The following is an 18,312-nucleotide window of genomic DNA, read 5'->3' on the forward strand; positions in this document are numbered from 1 at the left end:
AGGCGCAATTATGGCAATCTGCTGGTCAGCGGCTCCAGCGACTAAAAAAGGCAAAACCCTTTATTCACCTTTTGTTATTAGGCAGGCAGCATGATTGACACCATCGACCAGCAACTGATCAGCGCCTTGATGGACGACTCGCGCCTGTCGCTCAAGGCCTTGGCGGGCATTACCGGGCTGTCATCGCCCAGTGTCGGCGAGCGCTTGCGACGCCTTGAAGAGCGCGGCGTGCTCACCCACTACACGGTTGATATTGACCCCAAACACTTCGGCTACCTGCTGCAAGCCATCGTGCGTATCCGCCCCCTGCCCGGCAAGTTGCAGGAGGTGGAGCGCCAGATCCAGGCAATCCCCGAGTTCACCGAGTGCGACAAGGTCACCGGCGACGACTGCTTTATCGCACGCTTGCATGTGCGCACCATGGACCAGCTCGACAGCCTGCTCGACCGCCTTAACGTGTATGCCGAAACCAACACGGCCATCGTCAAGAAAACCCCGGTAAAACGCCGTTTGCCGCCTCTCGCCGATTAGTGATTTTGCGTCATTAAAGCAGTGACGCAATCGCTATTCTGTCATCACTGGCCGATCTTTATGCTGGGCTCCACTCAATGGAAACCACAGGTATAAAGCTCATGTATGTGATTACGGGTATTACCGGCAAAGTCGGCGGCGCACTCGCGCGTAACCTCATCAAAGCTGGCCAGCCGGTGCGCGCGGTGATTCGCGATGCGGGCAAAGCAGCTTTTTGGGCCGATCAAGGTTGCGAAGTAGTGTTTGCGCAGATGGACGACGCACAGGCATTAACCGAAGCGTTCATGGGCGCAACCGGCGTGTTTATCCTGCCGCCTCCCGGGTTTGATCCGCAGCCGGGTTTTCCCGAAGCCCGTGCGGTGATTGCCGCAGTCAGCCAGGCGTTGCAGGCAGCTGCGCCGAACAAGGTGCTGTGCCTCTCGACCATCGGCGCCCAGGCTACTGAGGTCAACTTGCTGACCCAGCGTACCCTGATGGAACAGGCCCTGAGCGCACTGGACATTCCGGTGACCTTCCTGCGTCCCGCGTGGTTTATGGAAAATGCGGCGTACGACCTGATTACTGCGCGGGAAACCGGCGTGATCCACAGCTTTCTGCAACCTCTGGACAAGTCGGTGCCGATGATCGCCACGGCGGATATCGGCACCCTCGCCGCGCAGTTGCTGCAACAGGCGTGGGCCGGCCATCAGGTGGTTGAACTGGAAGGCCAGTGGGTCAGCCCCAACGACATCGCCCAAGGCTTGTCACAGGTGCTCGGCCGCGACGTGCACGCTGAAGGGGTGGCGCGTGACACCTGGGAAGCATTGTTGCGCGCCCAGGGCGCTCAGAACCCTCTGCCACGTATGCGCATGGTCGATGGATTCAATGAAGGCTGGATCTGTTTTGAGCATGAGCAGGTGCTTAAGGGGGAAACATCGTTGCTGACGGTGCTGCGTGAGTTAGCCGATACAATCGTCTGAAACAGCGACGCTTATTGCCTTTGAATATAAAAAACTGTCAATTTTCACAGGTGCTCAGCTGAGTACGACTTGTTAGCGTTGTGCATCACTGGAGAGAATCCAATGCTCATAACTACGCTAAGGATGCGAGCTTTGAAGCACAAGTGCTCAAATCTGGCGGGCCTATGCTGGTGTATTACTCAACGATAGCCACAATGATCTATAACGCTGCAGAGGACGATCAACATGTCAAATCCTATCAACGGTTTTTACGACAGCGGTGTCAATGATGAATACACCTTGGAAATCGACTACTTTCGCGAGAAGGACGGCTATTTCAGTGGCTATTTTAGTGATCGGATCTTGGGGGAAAAGCAAAACGTGAATGGGCACTATCATTTTTATAGCGACGGCAGGCAGGAGACTGTACTTGAATTTTCAAGTAACGCCGGTTCCTGGAGGTTGGAGGCGGACTTCGTTAATGGCGAACCCTCTTTTACTGAGTGGAGTGCAATGTTGAGCGATGTGCAAAAAAGAAATTTTTATCGACGTTAATATCGGGGGCAACAAAGGAGTGCGTAACTACGAGACTCTTGAATCAAACGTTCAAAAATTTTGCAGCATCCAAGAGCCCCCTGAATTTACAGTGCCGAGCCTCTAACAGTTTCTGTTGCAGAGGGTTCGGCAAATACCTCGCCTTGACCGGCATCCCCGCCGTAAGCAAATCCGCGCCCTGCCCAATCGCCATAAACCCCAGCTTCGCCGCCCCCACAGACGCGCTCAATTCACTGCCGTGCAGCGTGAAGATCTCCCGCTGGAGGATATTGGCCAGCAACTGCGCCCAATACGCACTCCGTGCCCCGCCGCCGACCAAGGCGCAGGCGGTCACGTCGGCACCGGTCGACTGCACCGCACGCAGCGCATCGAGCAAGCCGAAACCTACGCCTTCCATCACCGCATAACCGAGCATCGCCGGGGTGCAGTCATGCCCCAGGTTCATAAACCCACCGCGCAATAACGGGTCGTTGTGCGGCGTGCGTTCACCGGCCAGGTACGGCAGAAACAACGGCGTCGACAGCGACACCGGCTGCTCGATGGGCAACTGCGCCTGCACCTGATCCAGCAATGTTTGTTCATCCGGCTGGCCGGTCAAGCGCGTCACCCAGCGCAAGCAACTGGCCCCGGCGAGCATGGCGCCCATGGTGTACCAGCGGTTGGGCAAGGCGTGGCAGAAACTGTGCACGGCACTGGCCGGGTTGCCGGCGGCGTGGTCGGTGATGGCGACGATGGCCGCGCTGGTGCCCAAGGTGATAAAGCCGTCACCGGCATTGATCGCACCGATGCCGACCGCCGCCACCGGGTTATCGCCACCACCACCGGCAATCACCACCTCGGGCGACAGGCCCAACCCGCTTACATTCAGTACACCGCTCGCCGCACCGCCCTCCACCAGCCGGGGCATGTGGGCCAGCGTCAGGCCGGTGGCGTGGAGCATCGGCGCAAACCATTCACGCTGCGCGACGTCCAGCCACAGGGTGCCGGCGGCATCCGACATATCGCTGATGCGCTCGCCTGTCAGGCGTAACCGCAGGTAATCCTTGGGCGACAGCACACACTCAATCGCCTTGAATACCTCGGGTTCATGCTGTTGCAGCCACAGCAGTTTGGGCGCCGTCAGCCCGGCCATTGGCAGGCTGCCGGTGGGTTCGGCAAACCCGCTGCCCAGTTGCGCGGCCTGGGCCACCGCGCGTGCGTCATCCCACAGGATAGCCGGGTACAGCACACGATCATCCTTGCCCAGCAATACCGCGCCATGCATCTGCCCGGACAGGCCGATGCACGCCACACGGGCAAACGCCGCGTGCTCGCGCAACTGCGCCAGCGCCTGCAAACAGGCCTGCCACCAGTCTTCGGGGGCCTGTTCAGACCAGCCGCTGTGGCGGCGCAACACACTCAGGCGCACACCGGCGTGGGCCAGCACGCTACCGTCGACGTCCATCAAAATCGCCTTGAGCTCTGACGTGCCGAGGTCTATGCCGAGGGAAACAGGGTTGCGCATACGTCAGTTATTCCACTTCAATACAGCCACAGGAGTCACGCCGTTGCAGGCTCGGCGCCAGGCGCACGCTTTGGGTGGGTGCGCCGGGCGTGGCCATGCGTTGCAGCAGCATATGCACCGCGCGGGCGCCCAGTTCCTTGACCGGCTGGGCGATCAAAGTCAGGCGTGGCACGAAGAAATCCGCCCAGTCAAAATCATCAAACCCCACCAGGCCCATCTGGCCGGGCACCTCAATGCGTGCATCACGCAGGGCGTGCATGGCGCCCAGCGTCATCAGGTTATTGCCGGCCATGATTGCCGTGGGTGGCACCGGTAACGCCAACAACTGCGCGGTTGCTTGTCGCGCAGGCGCGCTGTTGGAACCGCCGTTGACCAGTAACTGTGGGTCGAACACCAGCCCCGCTGCCTGTAACGCCGCACGGTAACCGGCCACGCGTTCATCGGTAGTGCTCAGCCCTTCGCGCCCGGCAATAAAGCCGATGCGCCGGTGCCCATGTTCAATCAAGTGTGCGACCAGCGCCTGGGTGGACTGGGTGTTCTCCACCCCAACCTGATCAAACTGCTCGCTCATCATGCGGTCCACCAGCACCGTCGGCATCTCGTTGGCCTGCAGATATTCCAACGCGCTGGAGCCGGTCGACGGCGCCAATAAAATCCCGTCGACCCGCCGGTGATGCAGCGCCGTGACCACCCGCAATTCCTGCTCCGGGTCGTCGTGCGGGTCGGCAAACAGCATCATGTAGCCGTGGCGGACGCACTCGGTTTCAATCGCTTGCACGGTTTCGCTGAAGTAATGGTTGGACAGCGCCGAGATCGCCACGCCAATGGTATTGGTGCTCGAACGCGCCAGCGAGCGCGCCAGGGTATTGGGGATATAGCCCAACGCCTGGATCGCGCGCTGCACCGCCTGCACCGTGGCCGGGCTGACCTTGCGGGTGCCGTTCAACACGTGGGACACGGTCGAGGTGGACACCCCGGCCCGGCTTGCCACGTCATCCATGGTGACCACGACGCTTCCCCCTTTAACTCAATGTTTACTCGACCAGCCGCTGTACGTCGCAACGTTGTCGCGGGTGATCAGTTTTGGCGTGAGCAGGGTAACCGCTTCGGCCGGGGCTTTGTCATTGAGAATGTCATTGCCGACGTTGACGGCAGTCTGGGCCATGGCCCAAGGGTCCTGGCTGGCAGAGGCCTGGATTTGGGTGTCGGTCTTCAGCGCGTTTTCGATATCCGGCGCACCGTCCACCGAAGTAATAATGATGCCGCTGCGCTTGAGCTGTTTGGCCGCCAGGTCGCTGCCGATGGCTTGTGGGTCATTGATCGCGAACAAGCCGTCAATTTTCGGGAAGCGCGTGAGGTAACCCTGCATCACATTCAAGCCACCTTCGCGTGAGCCTTTGCCGTCCTGGTCATCGGACAGCACCTTGATGTCCGGTGCACCGGCCAATGCCGCTTTGCAGCCTTTGACGCGGTCGGTCACGGCGGTCACTTGCGGGCCGTTCTGGATAATCACATTGCCCTTGCCCGCCAGCTTGTCCACCAGGAACTGGCAGGCCAACTTGCCGGCTTCGACGTTGTCAGTTTGTACCGTGACGTTTACGCCTTTGGCGTCCACATCCACCGCCACTACCACAATGCCGGCATCCCTGGCTTTCTTGATGGCCGAGGCCATGGCCGATGGGTCGACGGCATTAAGCAGGATCAGGTCAACCTTGGATGAGATGAAGTTGTCGATCTGGGAAAACTGCTTGCTCAAGTCATAGTCGGCCGACACCGAGGTGACTTTTACAGCGGGGTTCAGCTCTTTGGCCCGCGCAGTGGCGCCGTCGGCCAGGGTCACGAAATACGGGTTGCCCAGCGAGCCCATGCTGATGCCCAGGGCTTTGAGTTCGCGGGCTTCGACGCCATGGGACATCAAGGCAGCCAAGGCCATAACGGGAAAGATACGTTTGAAGTTCATACCGGTCTCTCTTGTGATTGTTGTTGAGGTGAATCAGGTTCGTACGCCGGACTGGCGATAGCGATCCAGCGCCACCGCGCCGATGATCACGATGCCCTTGATGATGTACTGCCAGATATCCGATACCCCCAGCAGCACCAGGCCGTTGGTGAGTACCGCGATAATCAGTGCGCCGATCAGCGTGCCACCGATGGTGCCCACGCCGCCGGTAAAACTGGTGCCACCCAGGATCACCGCCGCAATGGCATCCAGCTCATAGGATTGCCCCAGTTGCAGGCCGTTGGCGGCGAACAGGCGCGAGGCGCTCATCACGGCGCCAAGCCCGGCCAAAGCGCCGGACATGGCATAGACAAACAGCAGCACTTTCCACACCTTGATGCCCGACAGCCGCGCCGCCTCCGGGTTGCCGCCCACCGAATAGATCTGCACGCCCATCACGGTGCGGCGCAATATGAACCAGGACAGCAGCACCACAGCCACGGCGATGATCACCAGCCACGGCACGCCGAGCACGGAGTCATTACCGATAAACGCAAACGGCAGGTCGGGGTTGAACACAGTCTTGTCATCGGCCAATAACCGCGCCAGGCCACGCATGGCGGTCAGCGCACCCAGGGTGACGATAAACGGCGGCAGCCGCATGAAAGCGATCAGCCCGCCGTTGACCAAGCCCAGCAACAGGCCAAAACCAATGCCCGCCGCAATCCCGAACATGCCGAACTGCGGCGACATCGATGCCTGCAAGGCCACCACTGCAGACGCCGCCAGAATCGCGCCCACCGACAGGTCAATACCCGCCGTCAGGATCACAAAGGTCATGCCCGCCGCCAACACCACATTCACCGAAGCTTGCTGGGTGATGATCGACAGGTTCTGCACCGTGAGGAAGTTTTCGCTGGCCAGGGCAAAGCCCACCAGCAGCAAGACCAGCACGGGCAGCATGCCGACGGTGCGCATCAGCTCACGCACGCGTTCGGCCTTGCCGGTTGTTGCAATCATTGAATCAGCCATGGGCAGCCACCTGATCGCCACCAGTGGCGAGGTCGATAATTCGTTCCTGGGAAATGACGTGGCCCGAAACCCCGCCGACTTCGGCCACTAACTGGCCTTCGCGCATGATCAGCACACGGTCGCAGGTGCCGATGATTTCCGGCAGCTCGCTGGAGATCACCACAATGCCCACACCGGCCAGCGCCAGTTGGTTGATGATGCGGTAGATCTCGGACTTGGAGCCGATGTCCACGCCGCGAGTCGGCTCGTCGAGGATCAGCACATGCGGCTTGACCTCCAGCAGCCGCGCCAACAGCACCTTTTGTTGATTGCCGCCGGACAGTGCGCCGACATTGACCTTGCCCGACGCCACGCGAATCGACAGTGACTTGATCGCATCATTGGCACGTTGCGCCGCGTGCCCACGGTCCAGCACGCCACCGGCATGCGCATCCGCCACACAGGCGCACACGTTGATGTTGTCGGCCACGCTCATGTCCAGGAACAGGCCTTGAGCCTTGCGGTCTTCGGTGAGGTAGACGACACCTGCGCGAATCGCATCCGCCGGGTTTCGCAGTTGGGTGACGGTCTTGCCGACCACTTCCAGGGTGCCGCAGGTGCGCGGGTCGGCGCCGAAGATCAGCCGTGCCAGTTCCGTGCGCCCTGCCCCGACCAGCCCGGCAATGCCCAGCACTTCACCGGCGTGCAGGTCGAAACTGCAATTGCGCACGCGTTTGCCGTCGGCCATGTCGCGCACGCGCATCACCACGTTGCCGGGGTTGTACGCGGCGTGTTCCTTCTTGTAGAAGCCTGACAGATCGCGGCCGACCATCATCTTCACCAGCACTTCGGCCGACAGCGCATCGCGGGTCAGTTCGCCGATGTACTGGCCGTCGCGCAGCACCGAGACCCGGTCCGACAACTCGTAGATCTCGGCCATGCGGTGGCTGATATAGATGATCGCCAGACCCTGGCTGCGCAGTTGTTTGATCAAGGCAAACAGCCGGTCGGTTTCGCGCGATGACAGCGGCGTGGTCGGCTCGTCCATCACCAGAATGCGTGCGTGGGCATGCAGGGCGCGGGCGATTTCAACCAATTGGCGCTCGGCAATCGACAGGTTGCTGACGGGCGTGGCGGGTTTGAACTCGGCGCCCAGGCGTTGCAACACTTCGATGCAACCTTCCTGCATACCTTTGCGGTCGATGGTCCAGCCACGCCGCAGTTCGCGGCCCAGGTAGATGTTCTCGGCCACGCTGAGGTTTGGGCACAGGCTCAGTTCCTGGTAGATCACGGCGATGCCGAGGGTCTTGGCTGTGGCGGGGTCGAAGGTGGCGACGGGCTGGCCGTCGATGCGGATTTCGCCGCCGGGGTCGGCCTGGTAAGCGCCGGAGAGGATTTTCATCAAGGTCGACTTGCCGGCGCCATTCTCACCCATCAAGGCGTGGATTTCACCGGGGTAAACCTTCAGGCCGACATTCTTGAGCACGCGCAAACCATTAAAGGTTTTGCTGATGCCCTGCATCTCAAGCAAGGGTTCAAGGCTCATGGATGAGCTCCTGGATTTATTATTTTTGTAATCGAGTGTTGCCGACTCTATGCCAGATGCATTTCCGTACGCAAGCGCTTGCGCGTGCATTTTTTTGTTTGATTAAACGTTTCATCAAGCGCAAAACGAAGAAATTCGCCCTGCGCGCCCGAAAATGATTACCCGATCACGCCGACGCTCCACGCCCACATTTGACCGGGTCGAGCCAATAGCCTTCAGCCGCGCTCACGCGGGATCAGGCTCTGCAGTTGCGTGGCCAGGAAGTTGGCATCGAAGGCAAAGGTGTCCGGGTCTTTCAAACCATTGGTTTTCTTCCACAGCCAATCGTTTTTATCGGCCGGCAACACCAGCGACACACTGCCGTGCCGAGCAGCGGTAAGGCCCATCACCGACACCGATATCAAACCACCGGCCCCCATCACTTCCGGGACAAACTCCACGGGCTTGCCGGTGATATGCACGGTGAGTTTTTCGGTCTTGAAGGTCGAACTCTCGGCCGGCAGGCCCGGGCCGCTGGCGACGTAGGCTTCACGCTGAACCTCGAGCAAACCAACGCGCTTGACCGGTTCCAGCCACTGTTCGATCTGCCCGAACAACTCACCGAGCTTTTGTGCCCAGCGCGCTGACTGCAGGTCAAACTGCTGTTTTTTATGCGCTTCGCTGTCGGCGTAATGACGAAGCATCTCGCCCAGTTGCTGTAGATCGTCCATTGCCATTTTCCTTGGGTTAACCAGGTTGCGAGCGGTGATCATGGCAGATGCGGCGGCTGACCGTTTGATTAACGCCTGCGCAACTGCACCGGTAATTTCGCCGGCAACTGCGTATGACTAATCCGTGGCCTGTGGGTAAGGTGAGGCAACATTTCTGTTCCGGAGCATCGCATGCGCACCATCGGCCTTATCGGCGGCATGAGCTGGGAGTCCAGCGCCGAGTATTACCGCATCATCAACCAGCGGGTGCGCGACCAGCTCGGGCCGCTGCGCTCGGCGCAACTGTTGATGTACAGCGTGGACTTCGGTCCGGTGGAACAAGCCCAGCACGCCGGGCGCTGGGATGACACCGCGCTGATCCTCGAAGACGCCGCGCGCCGCCTGCAAGCGGGTGGCGCCGACTGTGTGGTGCTGTGTACCAACACCATGCATTTGGTGGCGCCGCGTATCGAGGCGGCGGTATCGATTCCGTTCCTGCATATTGCCGATGCAGCAGGAGCGGCAGCGGTCGAAGCCGGCACCTTGACCGTCGGCCTGCTGGGCACCGCGTTCACCATGGAGCAGGACTTTCTCAAGGCCCGCCTGGCCGCTCAGGGCTTGACCGTACTCGTGCCCGACGCGCACGAGCGCGAGGCCGTGCACCGGATCATTTATGAGGAGTTGTGTGTCGGGGTGATCAGCGAGGCTTCGCGCCAGGTTTATCAACGCGTGATCGAGTCATTGGCGGCACAGGGTGCCCAGGCGATCATTCTTGGCTGTACGGAAATCGGCCTGCTGATCAAGCCACAACACAGCCACCTGCCGTTGCTGGACACCACCGAGCTGCATGCGCAGGCTGCGGTGGCGTTTGCACTGGCGGATTAGGCCGATTGGCGCAGGCGCGCCATGCTGACGGTGTCGACAAACTTGCCATCACGCAAAGCGTAATCGCGCAACAGGCCTTCGACTTCGAAGCCGAACTTTCGGTACAGGCCTTGCGCGGCTTGATTGTCGGCGTACACCGTGAGTTCCACGCGGTGCAGGTTCATCCAGTTGTCCGCCACGTCCAGCGCGGCCGCCAACAACCTGGAACCCACACCCTTGCCCTGCCAGGCCGTGGCCACGCCCATGCCGAACGAGCCGACATGGCTGCGCCGCACCCGCAGGGTCTGCTCCAGGCCAAGCTGGCCGATGACCTCGCCGCCATGCACCGCCACCAGCTGTAGCCGCCGCTCATTATCCAACGCCAGCTTGTTGCGCCAGGCCTCCACCGATTGGTAAGGCATTTGCAGCACCTGACGGCACACGGCCGGTTCGTTATAGAGCGCAGCGACGCCTTCGAGGTGGGCTTCGGTAAAGCGCTGGATCACGATATGGGGTTCAGGTGTGTGCATTGCGTTTCATCCTATGAAAGACAAGTGGCCGGCCAGTGTAGGGGCCGAGGCTGCATGCTGGCTAGGGTGGGAGCCGGGCTTGCCCGCGATGCAGGCAACTCGGTCGGTCTGTTACGCCGAGTTACGCGGTCAAAATGTGGGAGCTGGCTTGTTAACTGCGCTGGCTGAACGCTGTGCGCCATACCCGCGCTATGTCCACCGCGCGCTCGCGCAACAGACGCGGCGCCTCGCTGCACGCCTGTTCCAGGCTCATTGGGCCTGATGGCAAGGCGAAGGCGGCGTCCACACCATGGGCGTACATTTGCTCATAGCCTTCGCCCAAGGTGCCGGCAATCACGATGACCGGTACGCCATGACGTTGAGCAATCCGTGCCACACCAAAAGGTGTTTTGCCGCGCAAGGTCTGGGCGTCGAAGCGGCCTTCGCCAGTGATGACCAGGTCCGCACCACGCACGGCCGAGTCCAGGCCGACCAGCTCGGCGACCACCTCCACGCCCGCACGAAACTGCGCGCCGAGAAAGGCCTTGGCGGCAAACCCCAAACCGCCTGCCGCGCCGCTGCCCGGTTCATCGCGCACGTCTTTGGGCAGCACCTGGGCGCAGTGATCGGCAAAGTGCCCAAGCGCCGCGTCAAGCTGTTCGACTTGCTGTGGGTTGGCGCCTTTTTGTGGGCCGAAAATGGCAGAGGCGCCCTGCGGCCCGCACAGTGGATTGTTGACGTCGGCCGCGATTTCAAAACGCACCTGGGCCAAACGTGGGTCCAGGTGTTCCAGGCTGATGCTCGCCAGGTTTGCCAAGGCCAGGCCGCCGGGCGCAAGGGCCAGACCCTGAGCGTCGAACAACTGCACGCCAAGCGCCTGCATCGCGCCCGCGCCGCCGTCGTTGGTGGCGCTGCCGCCAATCGCCAGGATGATGCGCTGCGCACCGGCATCCAGGGCGGCGCGGATCAGCTCGCCGGTGCCGAATGTGCTGCTGATGCAAGCATCACGCTGGCCCGTCGGTACACGTTGCAAGCCACTGGCTTCGGCCATTTCGATCATCGCGGTATGGCTGTCGGCAAGCCAGCCCCAGCGTGCCTCCACCGCCTCGCCCAGTGGCCCGTTCACCGTTTCGCGACGCAGTTCGCCATGGCAGGCGGCGAGAACCGAGTCCACCGTGCCTTCACCGCCGTCGGCCATCGGGCACTGGACTACCTGTGCATCCGGCCACACCTGCGCGAGGCCGTCGGCAATCGCCTGGGCTACGCCTTCGGCACTCAGGCTGTCCTTGAATGAGTCGGGGGCGATGATGATTTTCATGGGCTTTCTCCGGTTTTTATAACGCCCATGCTGCCAGTTGCCATCGGCAATGACGCCGGTCCGATGCACAAGTGCGGGAGAGGTTTGTTGTTCATTGCGACAAAGCCTGGGGCAATAGCTGCACGCCAAGGTACAGCGCGAGCATGCCGTCAAGGGTCAGCGGGTCGACGCCGCTGAGTTCGGCAATGCGTTCCATGCGGTAACGCAGGCTGTTGCGATGAATGCCCAGGGCGTCGGCACAGGCCTGGCTTTGGCCATCGTGTTCACACCAACTGCGCAAAGTAGCCAACAGCTGGCCGTTGGTGTCCCTGGCCAGGACTTTGCGCAAGGGGTTGAGCAGTTCGTCCAAGGCATCGTCGTTGCGATGACGCCAGAGCATCACCGGCAGGCGGTAGCGATTGAGGGTCAACAGCTGCGATTGCGGCAGGATATCGCGACCATAGGCCAGTAGATCCCCCACACGCCGGTAACAACGACGCAGCCCGGCGAGGCCATCGGCCTGCCCGCCGACGGCGACCCGCAAGATATTCCAGCCCAGACCCTGAAGCTTTTCCAGCAGCCTTGGGTTATCCACTTGAGCCAACGCAGGCCGGCACCACAACAACGAGAATTGTGCGGAACTCACGCACCAGCTGTCCGGGTAACGGCTGGTCAGCCAGGCACTTAATGCCTCCGCCGATTGCCCTGCGCCCAACTCGAACAGGTAGGGCGTGCGGGCCAGCTGAGGCTTGAGCCCCAACTGCTGGGCTTCATCCACCAGGCGCGGCGAGTTACCGCTGTCGGCCAGCAGCAAGGCCAGCAGGTCATCACAGCGTTGGCGCCGCCATTGCTGCTCGGCTTGCTGATGGCGATGGCTCACCAGCATTTCGGCGGTCATGCGCACCAGTTGCGCGTAGGTGCGCAGCAACGCCGGCTCGCCGGTAATGCCCAGCACGCCGATCAGGCGCTGGTCGTGCATCAACGGCAAGTTGATACCGGGCTGCACGCCCTTCAGGTGTTTGGCGGTCTGGCCGTCGATCTCCACTACGCGACCATTGGCCAGCACTAACTGCGCGCCTTCATGGCGAGTGTTGATTCGCTCCGGCTCGCCACTGCCCAGAATCAGCCCCTGGCTGTCCATGACGTTGACGTTATAGGGCAGGATCGCCATGGTGCGATTGACGATATCCTGCGCCAGGTCATGATCGAGCTCGAACATGAGGCTAAGTTCCTTGAAAGGCGCGGTTGTTCATGGGGTGTTCATCCTGTTGTTCAGAGGCACAGCGCAAAGCCTGCTTGACTGTGCGCGGGCACAAAGACAGCACCCAGCAAGGTGGCCGAGACTCTTTGGGCGATCAACGTTACCCTCGCATCGCGAAAAATCATAATAAAGAGAGACTGCCATGTCACAGAGCGCCGCTGCCACACTGGCCACCGATGACGATAAAAACGCCATCTACAAGCGCATTACCCTGCGCCTGATCCCCTTCATTTTTATCTGCTACTTGTTCAACTACCTGGACCGGGTGAACGTTGGCTTTGCCAAGTTGCAGATGCTCGATGCGTTGAAATTCAGCGAGACCGTGTACGGCCTGGGGGCCGGGATCTTCTTTATCGGCTACGTGCTGTGTGGTGTACCGAGCAACCTGGCGCTGACCAGGTTCGGCCCTCGACGCTGGATTGCACTGATGATGATCGTCTGGGGCACGCTTTCCACCTGCCTGCTGTTCGTCACCACTCCCAGCCACTTCTACGGCTTGCGCCTGTTGACCGGTGCCGCAGAAGCCGGGTTCTTCCCCGGCGTGGTGCTGTACCTCTCGCAGTGGTTCCCGACCTTTCGCCGTGGGCGGATCATGGCATTGTTCATGTCGGCAATTCCGGTGTCCGGCCTGCTGGGCAGCCCATTTTCCGGCTGGATCCTCAACCACTTCGCCGCCGGCCAGGGCGGCCTTGCGGGCTGGCAGTGGATGTTCCTGCTGCAAGGCATTCCCACGGTGATCCTGGGCGCCCTCGCCTACTTCCTGCTCAGCGACAGCTTTGCCAACGCCAAGTGGCTCACGCCCCATGAACGTGCAGTGCTGGAAGCCGATCAGGCGACGGACTTGGCCAACAAACCGAAAACCACCACCGATTCGCTCGGCGAAGTGTTCAAGAACCCGGCGATCTGGGCGTTCGGCCTGATCTACTTCTGTATCCAGAGCGGCGTGTACGCCATCAACTTCTGGCTGCCATCCATCATCAAGAACCTGGGCTTCAGCGATAACCTGGTGATTGGCTGGCTGAGTGCGATTCCGTACCTGCTGGCCGCCGTGTTCATGCTGTTGGTGGGCCGCTCCGCCGACTTGCGCAAGGAACGTCGCTGGCACTTGGTGGTGCCGATGTTGATGGGTGCGATTGGCTTGGTGATTGCGGTGAACTTCGCCACCACCCCGGCGCTTGCGATTCTCGGCCTGACCATCGCCACCATGGGTGCCCTTACCGGCCTGCCGATGTTCTGGCCGGTACCCACTGCCCTGCTCAGCGCGGGTGCGGCGGCTGGCGGCCTGGCGCTGATCAACTCCATGGGGCAGATGGCAGGGTTCTTGAGCCCGTATATCGTCGGCTTTGTGAAGGATGCCACCGGGTCCACGGACATGGCGCTGTACCTGCTGGCGGCGGTGATTGTGGCCGGCAGTGTGTTGGCGTTGCGCATGACCCGTACCTTGAAGGTATAACGCAGTCTCTTTGAGGGCTGGCTTGCCTGGAATGCGCGTCGGTATCTAGGTAAGTCTTGGCCTCGGCTGGGCCGCTCTATCGCAAGAGCGGGAGGCATAACCGTTATTGGGGTGATGGCGCAACTCTACGCCGCGGTTACCCCAATACCAGTTATGCGCCTCGCCCGACCGCCCACCAGCGCGGCAACAACTGCCGCACACGGGCCTCGCCAAAGCGATCATCGATCAACATCACCACGCCTTGGTCCTGCTGGCTGCGGATCACCCGTCCCGCCGCCTGTACGACCTTCTGGATACCCGGATACAAATAGGTGTAGTCATAGCCCGCGCCGAAAATCGCGCCCATGCGCGCTTTCATTTGCTCGTTGACCGGGTTCAGTTGCGGCAAGCCCAGTGTGGCGATAAAAGCGCCGATCAAGCGCGTGCCGGGCAAATCGATGCCTTCGCCAAACGCGCCGCCCAGCACGGCAAAGCCAATGCCCCGGCTGTGCTGGGTGAACTGGTCCAGAAACCCTTGGCGTTCGGCTTCGGCCATGCCGCGTGACTGCAGCCACAGCACAATCTGCGGGTGCCGCTCGGCCATCAACTGCGCCACTTGTTGCAGGTAATCAAAACTTGAGAAAAACGCCAGGTAGTTGCCCGGTTGCGTGGCAAATTGCTCGGCAATCAGCTCGACAATCGGCGCCAAGGAGGCTTGGCGATGCACAAAACGCGTGGAGATCGCATCGACGATGCGCACCTGCAGTTGCTCGGCCTGGAACGGTGATTCCACATCGACCCACGCAGTATCGGCAGGCAATCCGAGCAAGTCGGCGTAATAGTGGCGCGGGCTCAGGGTGGCGGAGAACAGCACGCTGCTGCGGGCGGCGGTCAGCCTGGGGCGGATGAACTCGGCGGGCACCACGTTGCGCAGGCACAGGGTCGAGGCGCTGCGCTTGCCGAACTGGCGCTGGCTGATATCGAAGATGAAGTGTTCATTGAACAGCTCTGCCACCTTGGCAAACTGCAACGCCTCGAAATAGAAGGTTTGCAGGTCGCCGCTGAGGGCCAAGGGGTGGTCGTTGAAGTAATCGCCCATGGCGCTGGTGCACAGGCTTAAGGCCTGCAGCAGCTTGTCGGGTTTGCTGGCGTAGGCCTGGTACGGTGCGACTTGGTCCTTGTGCACGGCGTTCCATTCGCGGTTCAGGCGCTGCAACGGTTTTTTCAACGGCTCAGGGGCGCTGTCGCGCAGGGTCTTGAGGCTGTACTGATCAAGGCTGGCGCTGTACATCGAGCGGGCGCGCTCCACCAGGTTGTGGGCTTCGTCCACCAGCACGGCGGCGCGCCATTGGTTCAACTGGGCCAGGCCGAACAGCATGGCGCCGAAGTCGAAATAGTAGTTGTAGTCGGCGACCACCAGGTCGGCCCAGCGCGCCATTTCCTGGCTCAGGTAATACGGGCAGACGTCATGGGCCAACGCCACCTCGCGCAGGTTGCGCTGGTCCAACAGGCGCACCTTGGACGCCGCCACGCGTGCCGCCGGCAAGCGATCATAAAAGCCCTTGGCCAACGGGCAGGAGTCACCGTGACAGGCTTTGTCCAGGTGCTCGCAGGCCTTGTCACGCGCCACCAGTTCGAGCACGCGCAGCGGCAAATCGGGGCTGCTGGTGTAGAGCACGTGCGCGGCGTCGAGGGCCAACTTGCGCCCGGGTGTCTTGGCGGTCAGGAAAAACACCTTGTCCAGCTGCTGCGGCGCCAGCGCCTTGAGCAGCGGGAAGATCGTGCCGACGGTCTTGCCAATGCCGGTAGGCGCCTGGGCCATCAGGCAGCGGCCCGTGCTGACGGCCTTGTAGACCGACTCGGCCAACGCACGCTGGCCGGTGCGAAACTGCGCATGGGGAAACGCCAGCGCCTGCGCGGCGTCGTTGCGCGCCTCGCGGTGCTGCATTTCCTGGCGCGCCCAGCCGAGGAACAGCGCACATTGCTGGTTAAAGAACTGCTCAAGGTCGGCCGCTTGAAAGCGCTGGTTCAGCAAGGTTTCACCTTCGCCAACAATATCGAAGTACACCAACGCCAGGTCGATTTCCTGCAGGCCGAGTTTGTGGCACATCAGCCAGCCGTACACCTTGACCTGCGCCCAATGCAATTGGCGATGGTTGGCGGGTTGCGCGTCGAGGTCGCCGCGATAGGTTTTGACTTCTTCCAGGCGATTGCTGTCCGGGTCGTAGCCGTCTGCCCTGCCCCGCACTTTGAGCTGCTGGTATTCGCCTTCCAGGGCTACTTCATTCTGGTAATGGGCACTGCGTCGTGAGGCCACCGTGCGATGGCCGATAATGCCTTCCTGGGCGCTGGGCGACGGCGTAAAGCGCAGGTCCAGGTCGCCGACCTTGGCCGTGAACTCGCACAGCGCGCGCACCGCAACGCTGTAGCTCAAGCGGTTTGCGCCCAGCGCACATAACAGACAGTCACCGGCATCTGGTATTCGCCGCAGAACTCCAGCCAGCGCAGTTGGTTGTCCTGCAGTCGGTCACCAGGGCCTTTGACTTCGATCATGCGGTAGGTCTTTTGCGCCGGCCAGAACTGGATCAGGTCCGGCATGCCGGCGCGGTTGGCGCGGATATCCAGCAGCAGGCGTTCAAACCAGTAACGCAGGTGTTCGGCCGGCAGGCACGTCAGGGCTTGCTCCAGCAGCTCTTCGCTGAGCAGGTTCCAGAACACGAACGGCGACTGGATGCCCCATTTGTCCACGTAGCGCTGGCGGATGGTGGTTTTGTAACGCTCATCCGTAAGCTGTTCGAAGCACGCGGCGAACAACACAGCCCGACGTTGATGAAAGTCTTCGCTGTGCAGGTCCACCGGCCCGCGCTGGAACGGGTGGAAAAACGAACCCGGCAGCGGCGCGAAAATCGCCTCCCAGCACAACAGCCCGAACAGCGAATTGATCAGCCCGTTTTCGACGTAATGCACCGGCGCATCGGGCGCGCTCAGGTGCGCCTGCACGCAGGATTCCACCGACATCAGCGGCGCCTGCACCAGCGCCAGGTCCAGGCGCGTGACTTCACGTGGCTTGACCTTGGGCAGCGCCGGTTCACCGAGCTTGCGCCGCAGGCGTGGCAGCACGCGCAGCAGGTGCTGCTGTTCGGCAGCGCTTTGCGGTGCTTGCTGCGCCGCGCACGCCAGGGCCATGGCTTGAGCGTAATCCTCCTGGCGTTCGAGCACGCGAATCAACCGCGAGCGCGCGCCGGGATAGGTGCAATCACGGTAGATCTGCGCCGCCAATTCCAGCTCGGCACTGCGTTCGCAATAGTGGCCGATCTGGAACAGTAACTTGGCCCGACGTTTTTCCAGCCACGGGTTATCCGTGGCAAGCAGCACGATCTGCGCCAGTACCTCGTCCAACGCCTGGCCGGCTTCGAAGGCCTGCTGGCATTGGTGCAGATACAGAAAACCGTGCACATCGTCACGGCTGCGCAGGCCACGGGACTCGGCGCAGAACTCGACTTTTTCGTAGGTGTAGATGCCCAGGTCAGCCAGCACGAACTCCGACCAGTCCTGGTGCAGGTTGCCGAAGAACATCAGCCGCAGGCGGTCGCACAGGTCCATCACGGTGAGGCTGTAGAGCGTGTCGCTAAGTTCGGGGCACCACTGGGCAAAGCTGCGTGACTCAGTGAACTGCGCCGCCAGCCCTTCCAGCCAGTCGGCCTTCTTGCCTTTGGGCTGGTCAATCCACGGCGCGAAGGCGGCGAGGATTTCGCCTTTTTGCAGCAGTGCGAACAATTCATCAAAACCCAGTTGGCCCTGCTGATCCACCCAGCCCTGCTGCACCAGTGCAAGCGCCGCCGCGTGAGTGCAGCCAATTTCGAGGTAATTGAGTTTGCTCGCACGAAAATGCGCGCCCTTGCGCATCACCATGCGCACCAATAACGCCTGGGACGGCTGCGGTAACCTGTCAAATTGCTGAATAAACTGCATTTCATCCGGGTCGAGCAAATCGGCATAACGCTGCCCCAGCCACAGCAGGACTTGGCGGAAGTTATGCAGGTAATACAAGGGATCGTCGAGGGGATTGGCCATGTCGCGCACTGATCAAATACTGGTTATGCATACAGAGTGCCGCCAGCGGCGGGCTGTTGCAATCAGTAATAGATAAATGGCCCACGCAACTTTTTGTATAAAAGTGATCAGATAGGACAGTTGATGGCGTAACATTTGTGGCCCGAAGCCTTAGGCGCGGGA

At 61.2% G+C, this 18,312-nt stretch carries 16 protein-coding genes; 5 read left to right on the plus strand and 11 right to left on the minus strand.

Features of this window, described 5'->3' with window-relative positions; all coding sequences use genetic code 11:
* Nucleotides 1-90: 90 nt before the first annotated feature.
* From AOA62_RS22300 to AOA62_RS22310, 3 genes are all read left to right on the plus strand, one after another.
* Nucleotides 91-531 carry an Lrp/AsnC family transcriptional regulator gene (locus tag AOA62_RS22300; protein ID WP_099549775.1) on the plus strand — a complete coding sequence of 147 codons (441 nt, stop codon included), beginning with the start codon at nt 91-93 and terminating at the stop codon, nt 529-531.
* A gap of 101 nt (nt 532-632) precedes the next feature.
* Nucleotides 633-1,490, plus strand: a complete 858-nt coding sequence (locus AOA62_RS22305) for an NmrA family NAD(P)-binding protein (protein ID WP_099549776.1) — start codon at nt 633-635, stop codon at nt 1,488-1,490.
* A gap of 225 nt (nt 1,491-1,715) precedes the next feature.
* Complete coding sequence (locus tag AOA62_RS22310; protein WP_099549777.1) at nt 1,716-2,024, plus strand: hypothetical protein; 309 nt, start codon at nt 1,716-1,718, stop codon at nt 2,022-2,024.
* A 43-nt stretch (nt 2,025-2,067) separates the two neighbouring features.
* On the opposite strand, the gene xylB is transcribed toward AOA62_RS22310, so the two are convergent.
* The 6 genes from xylB to AOA62_RS22340 form a co-directional block, all read right to left on the minus strand.
* Nucleotides 2,068-3,528, minus strand: a complete 1,461-nt coding sequence (gene xylB, locus AOA62_RS22315; RefSeq protein WP_099549778.1) for a xylulokinase — start codon at nt 3,526-3,528, stop codon at nt 2,068-2,070.
* Between the two features lie 7 nt (nt 3,529-3,535).
* Nucleotides 3,536-4,537, minus strand: coding sequence for a LacI family DNA-binding transcriptional regulator (locus AOA62_RS22320; RefSeq protein ID WP_026013574.1), 1,002 nt, complete (start codon nt 4,535-4,537; stop codon nt 3,536-3,538).
* An 18-nt stretch (nt 4,538-4,555) separates the two neighbouring features.
* Nucleotides 4,556-5,488, minus strand: coding sequence for an ABC transporter substrate-binding protein (locus AOA62_RS22325; RefSeq protein WP_099549779.1), 933 nt, complete (start codon nt 5,486-5,488; stop codon nt 4,556-4,558).
* A gap of 33 nt (nt 5,489-5,521) precedes the next feature.
* The gene (locus AOA62_RS22330; RefSeq protein WP_099549780.1) at nt 5,522-6,499 is read right to left on the minus strand and encodes a ribose ABC transporter permease; all 978 of its coding nucleotides are present in this window, start codon (nt 6,497-6,499) and stop codon (nt 5,522-5,524) included.
* Nucleotides 6,492-8,024, minus strand: a complete 1,533-nt coding sequence (locus tag AOA62_RS22335) for a sugar ABC transporter ATP-binding protein (protein ID WP_099549781.1) — start codon at nt 8,022-8,024, stop codon at nt 6,492-6,494. The genes AOA62_RS22330 and AOA62_RS22335 overlap by 8 nt, the downstream gene beginning before the upstream one ends.
* Before the next feature lie 215 nt (nt 8,025-8,239).
* Nucleotides 8,240-8,734 (minus strand): hypothetical protein, encoded by a 495-nt coding sequence (locus AOA62_RS22340; protein ID WP_099549782.1) that lies wholly within the window; start codon nt 8,732-8,734, stop codon nt 8,240-8,242.
* A 171-nt stretch (nt 8,735-8,905) separates the two neighbouring features.
* Between AOA62_RS22340 and AOA62_RS22345 the strand changes: the two genes are divergently transcribed.
* Nucleotides 8,906-9,598: an aspartate/glutamate racemase family protein gene (locus tag AOA62_RS22345; protein WP_099549783.1), complete on the plus strand. Its 693-nt coding sequence runs from the start codon at nt 8,906-8,908 to the stop codon at nt 9,596-9,598.
* On the opposite strand, the gene AOA62_RS22350 is transcribed toward AOA62_RS22345, so the two are convergent.
* From AOA62_RS22350 to AOA62_RS22360, 3 genes are all read right to left on the minus strand, one after another.
* Entirely contained in the window at nt 9,595-10,107 is a 513-nt protein-coding gene (locus AOA62_RS22350) for a GNAT family N-acetyltransferase (protein ID WP_017135604.1), read from the minus strand. The two genes, AOA62_RS22345 and AOA62_RS22350, sit on opposite strands and share 4 nt — an antisense overlap.
* Nucleotides 10,108-10,258: 151 nt before the next feature.
* Nucleotides 10,259-11,404, minus strand: coding sequence for a glycerate kinase (locus tag AOA62_RS22355; protein WP_099549784.1), 1,146 nt, complete (start codon nt 11,402-11,404; stop codon nt 10,259-10,261).
* A 91-nt stretch (nt 11,405-11,495) separates the two neighbouring features.
* The gene (locus AOA62_RS22360; protein ID WP_017135602.1) at nt 11,496-12,602 is read right to left on the minus strand and encodes a sugar diacid recognition domain-containing protein; all 1,107 of its coding nucleotides are present in this window, start codon (nt 12,600-12,602) and stop codon (nt 11,496-11,498) included.
* A 184-nt stretch (nt 12,603-12,786) separates the two neighbouring features.
* Between AOA62_RS22360 and AOA62_RS22365 the strand changes: the two genes are divergently transcribed.
* Nucleotides 12,787-14,097 carry an MFS transporter gene (locus AOA62_RS22365; protein WP_017135601.1) on the plus strand — a complete coding sequence of 437 codons (1,311 nt, stop codon included), beginning with the start codon at nt 12,787-12,789 and terminating at the stop codon, nt 14,095-14,097.
* Nucleotides 14,098-14,248: 151 nt separating this feature from the next.
* Here the strand turns inward: AOA62_RS22365 and AOA62_RS22370 are convergent, their stop codons facing one another.
* Both AOA62_RS22370 and AOA62_RS22375 read right to left on the minus strand, forming a co-directional pair.
* Nucleotides 14,249-16,510 carry an ATP-dependent DNA helicase gene (locus tag AOA62_RS22370; RefSeq protein ID WP_099549785.1) on the minus strand — a complete coding sequence of 754 codons (2,262 nt, stop codon included), beginning with the start codon at nt 16,508-16,510 and terminating at the stop codon, nt 14,249-14,251.
* On the minus strand, nt 16,507-18,150 hold the full coding sequence (locus AOA62_RS22375; RefSeq protein WP_017135599.1) for a VRR-NUC domain-containing protein: 1,644 nt from the start codon (nt 18,148-18,150) through the stop codon (nt 16,507-16,509). The genes AOA62_RS22370 and AOA62_RS22375 overlap by 4 nt, the downstream gene beginning before the upstream one ends.
* Nucleotides 18,151-18,312: the final 162 nt, after the last annotated feature.

The sequence above is a fragment of the Pseudomonas sp. 2995-3 genome, assembly GCF_002742565.1.
GTDB classification, from domain to species: Bacteria; Pseudomonadota; Gammaproteobacteria; order Pseudomonadales; family Pseudomonadaceae; genus Aquipseudomonas; species Aquipseudomonas edaphica.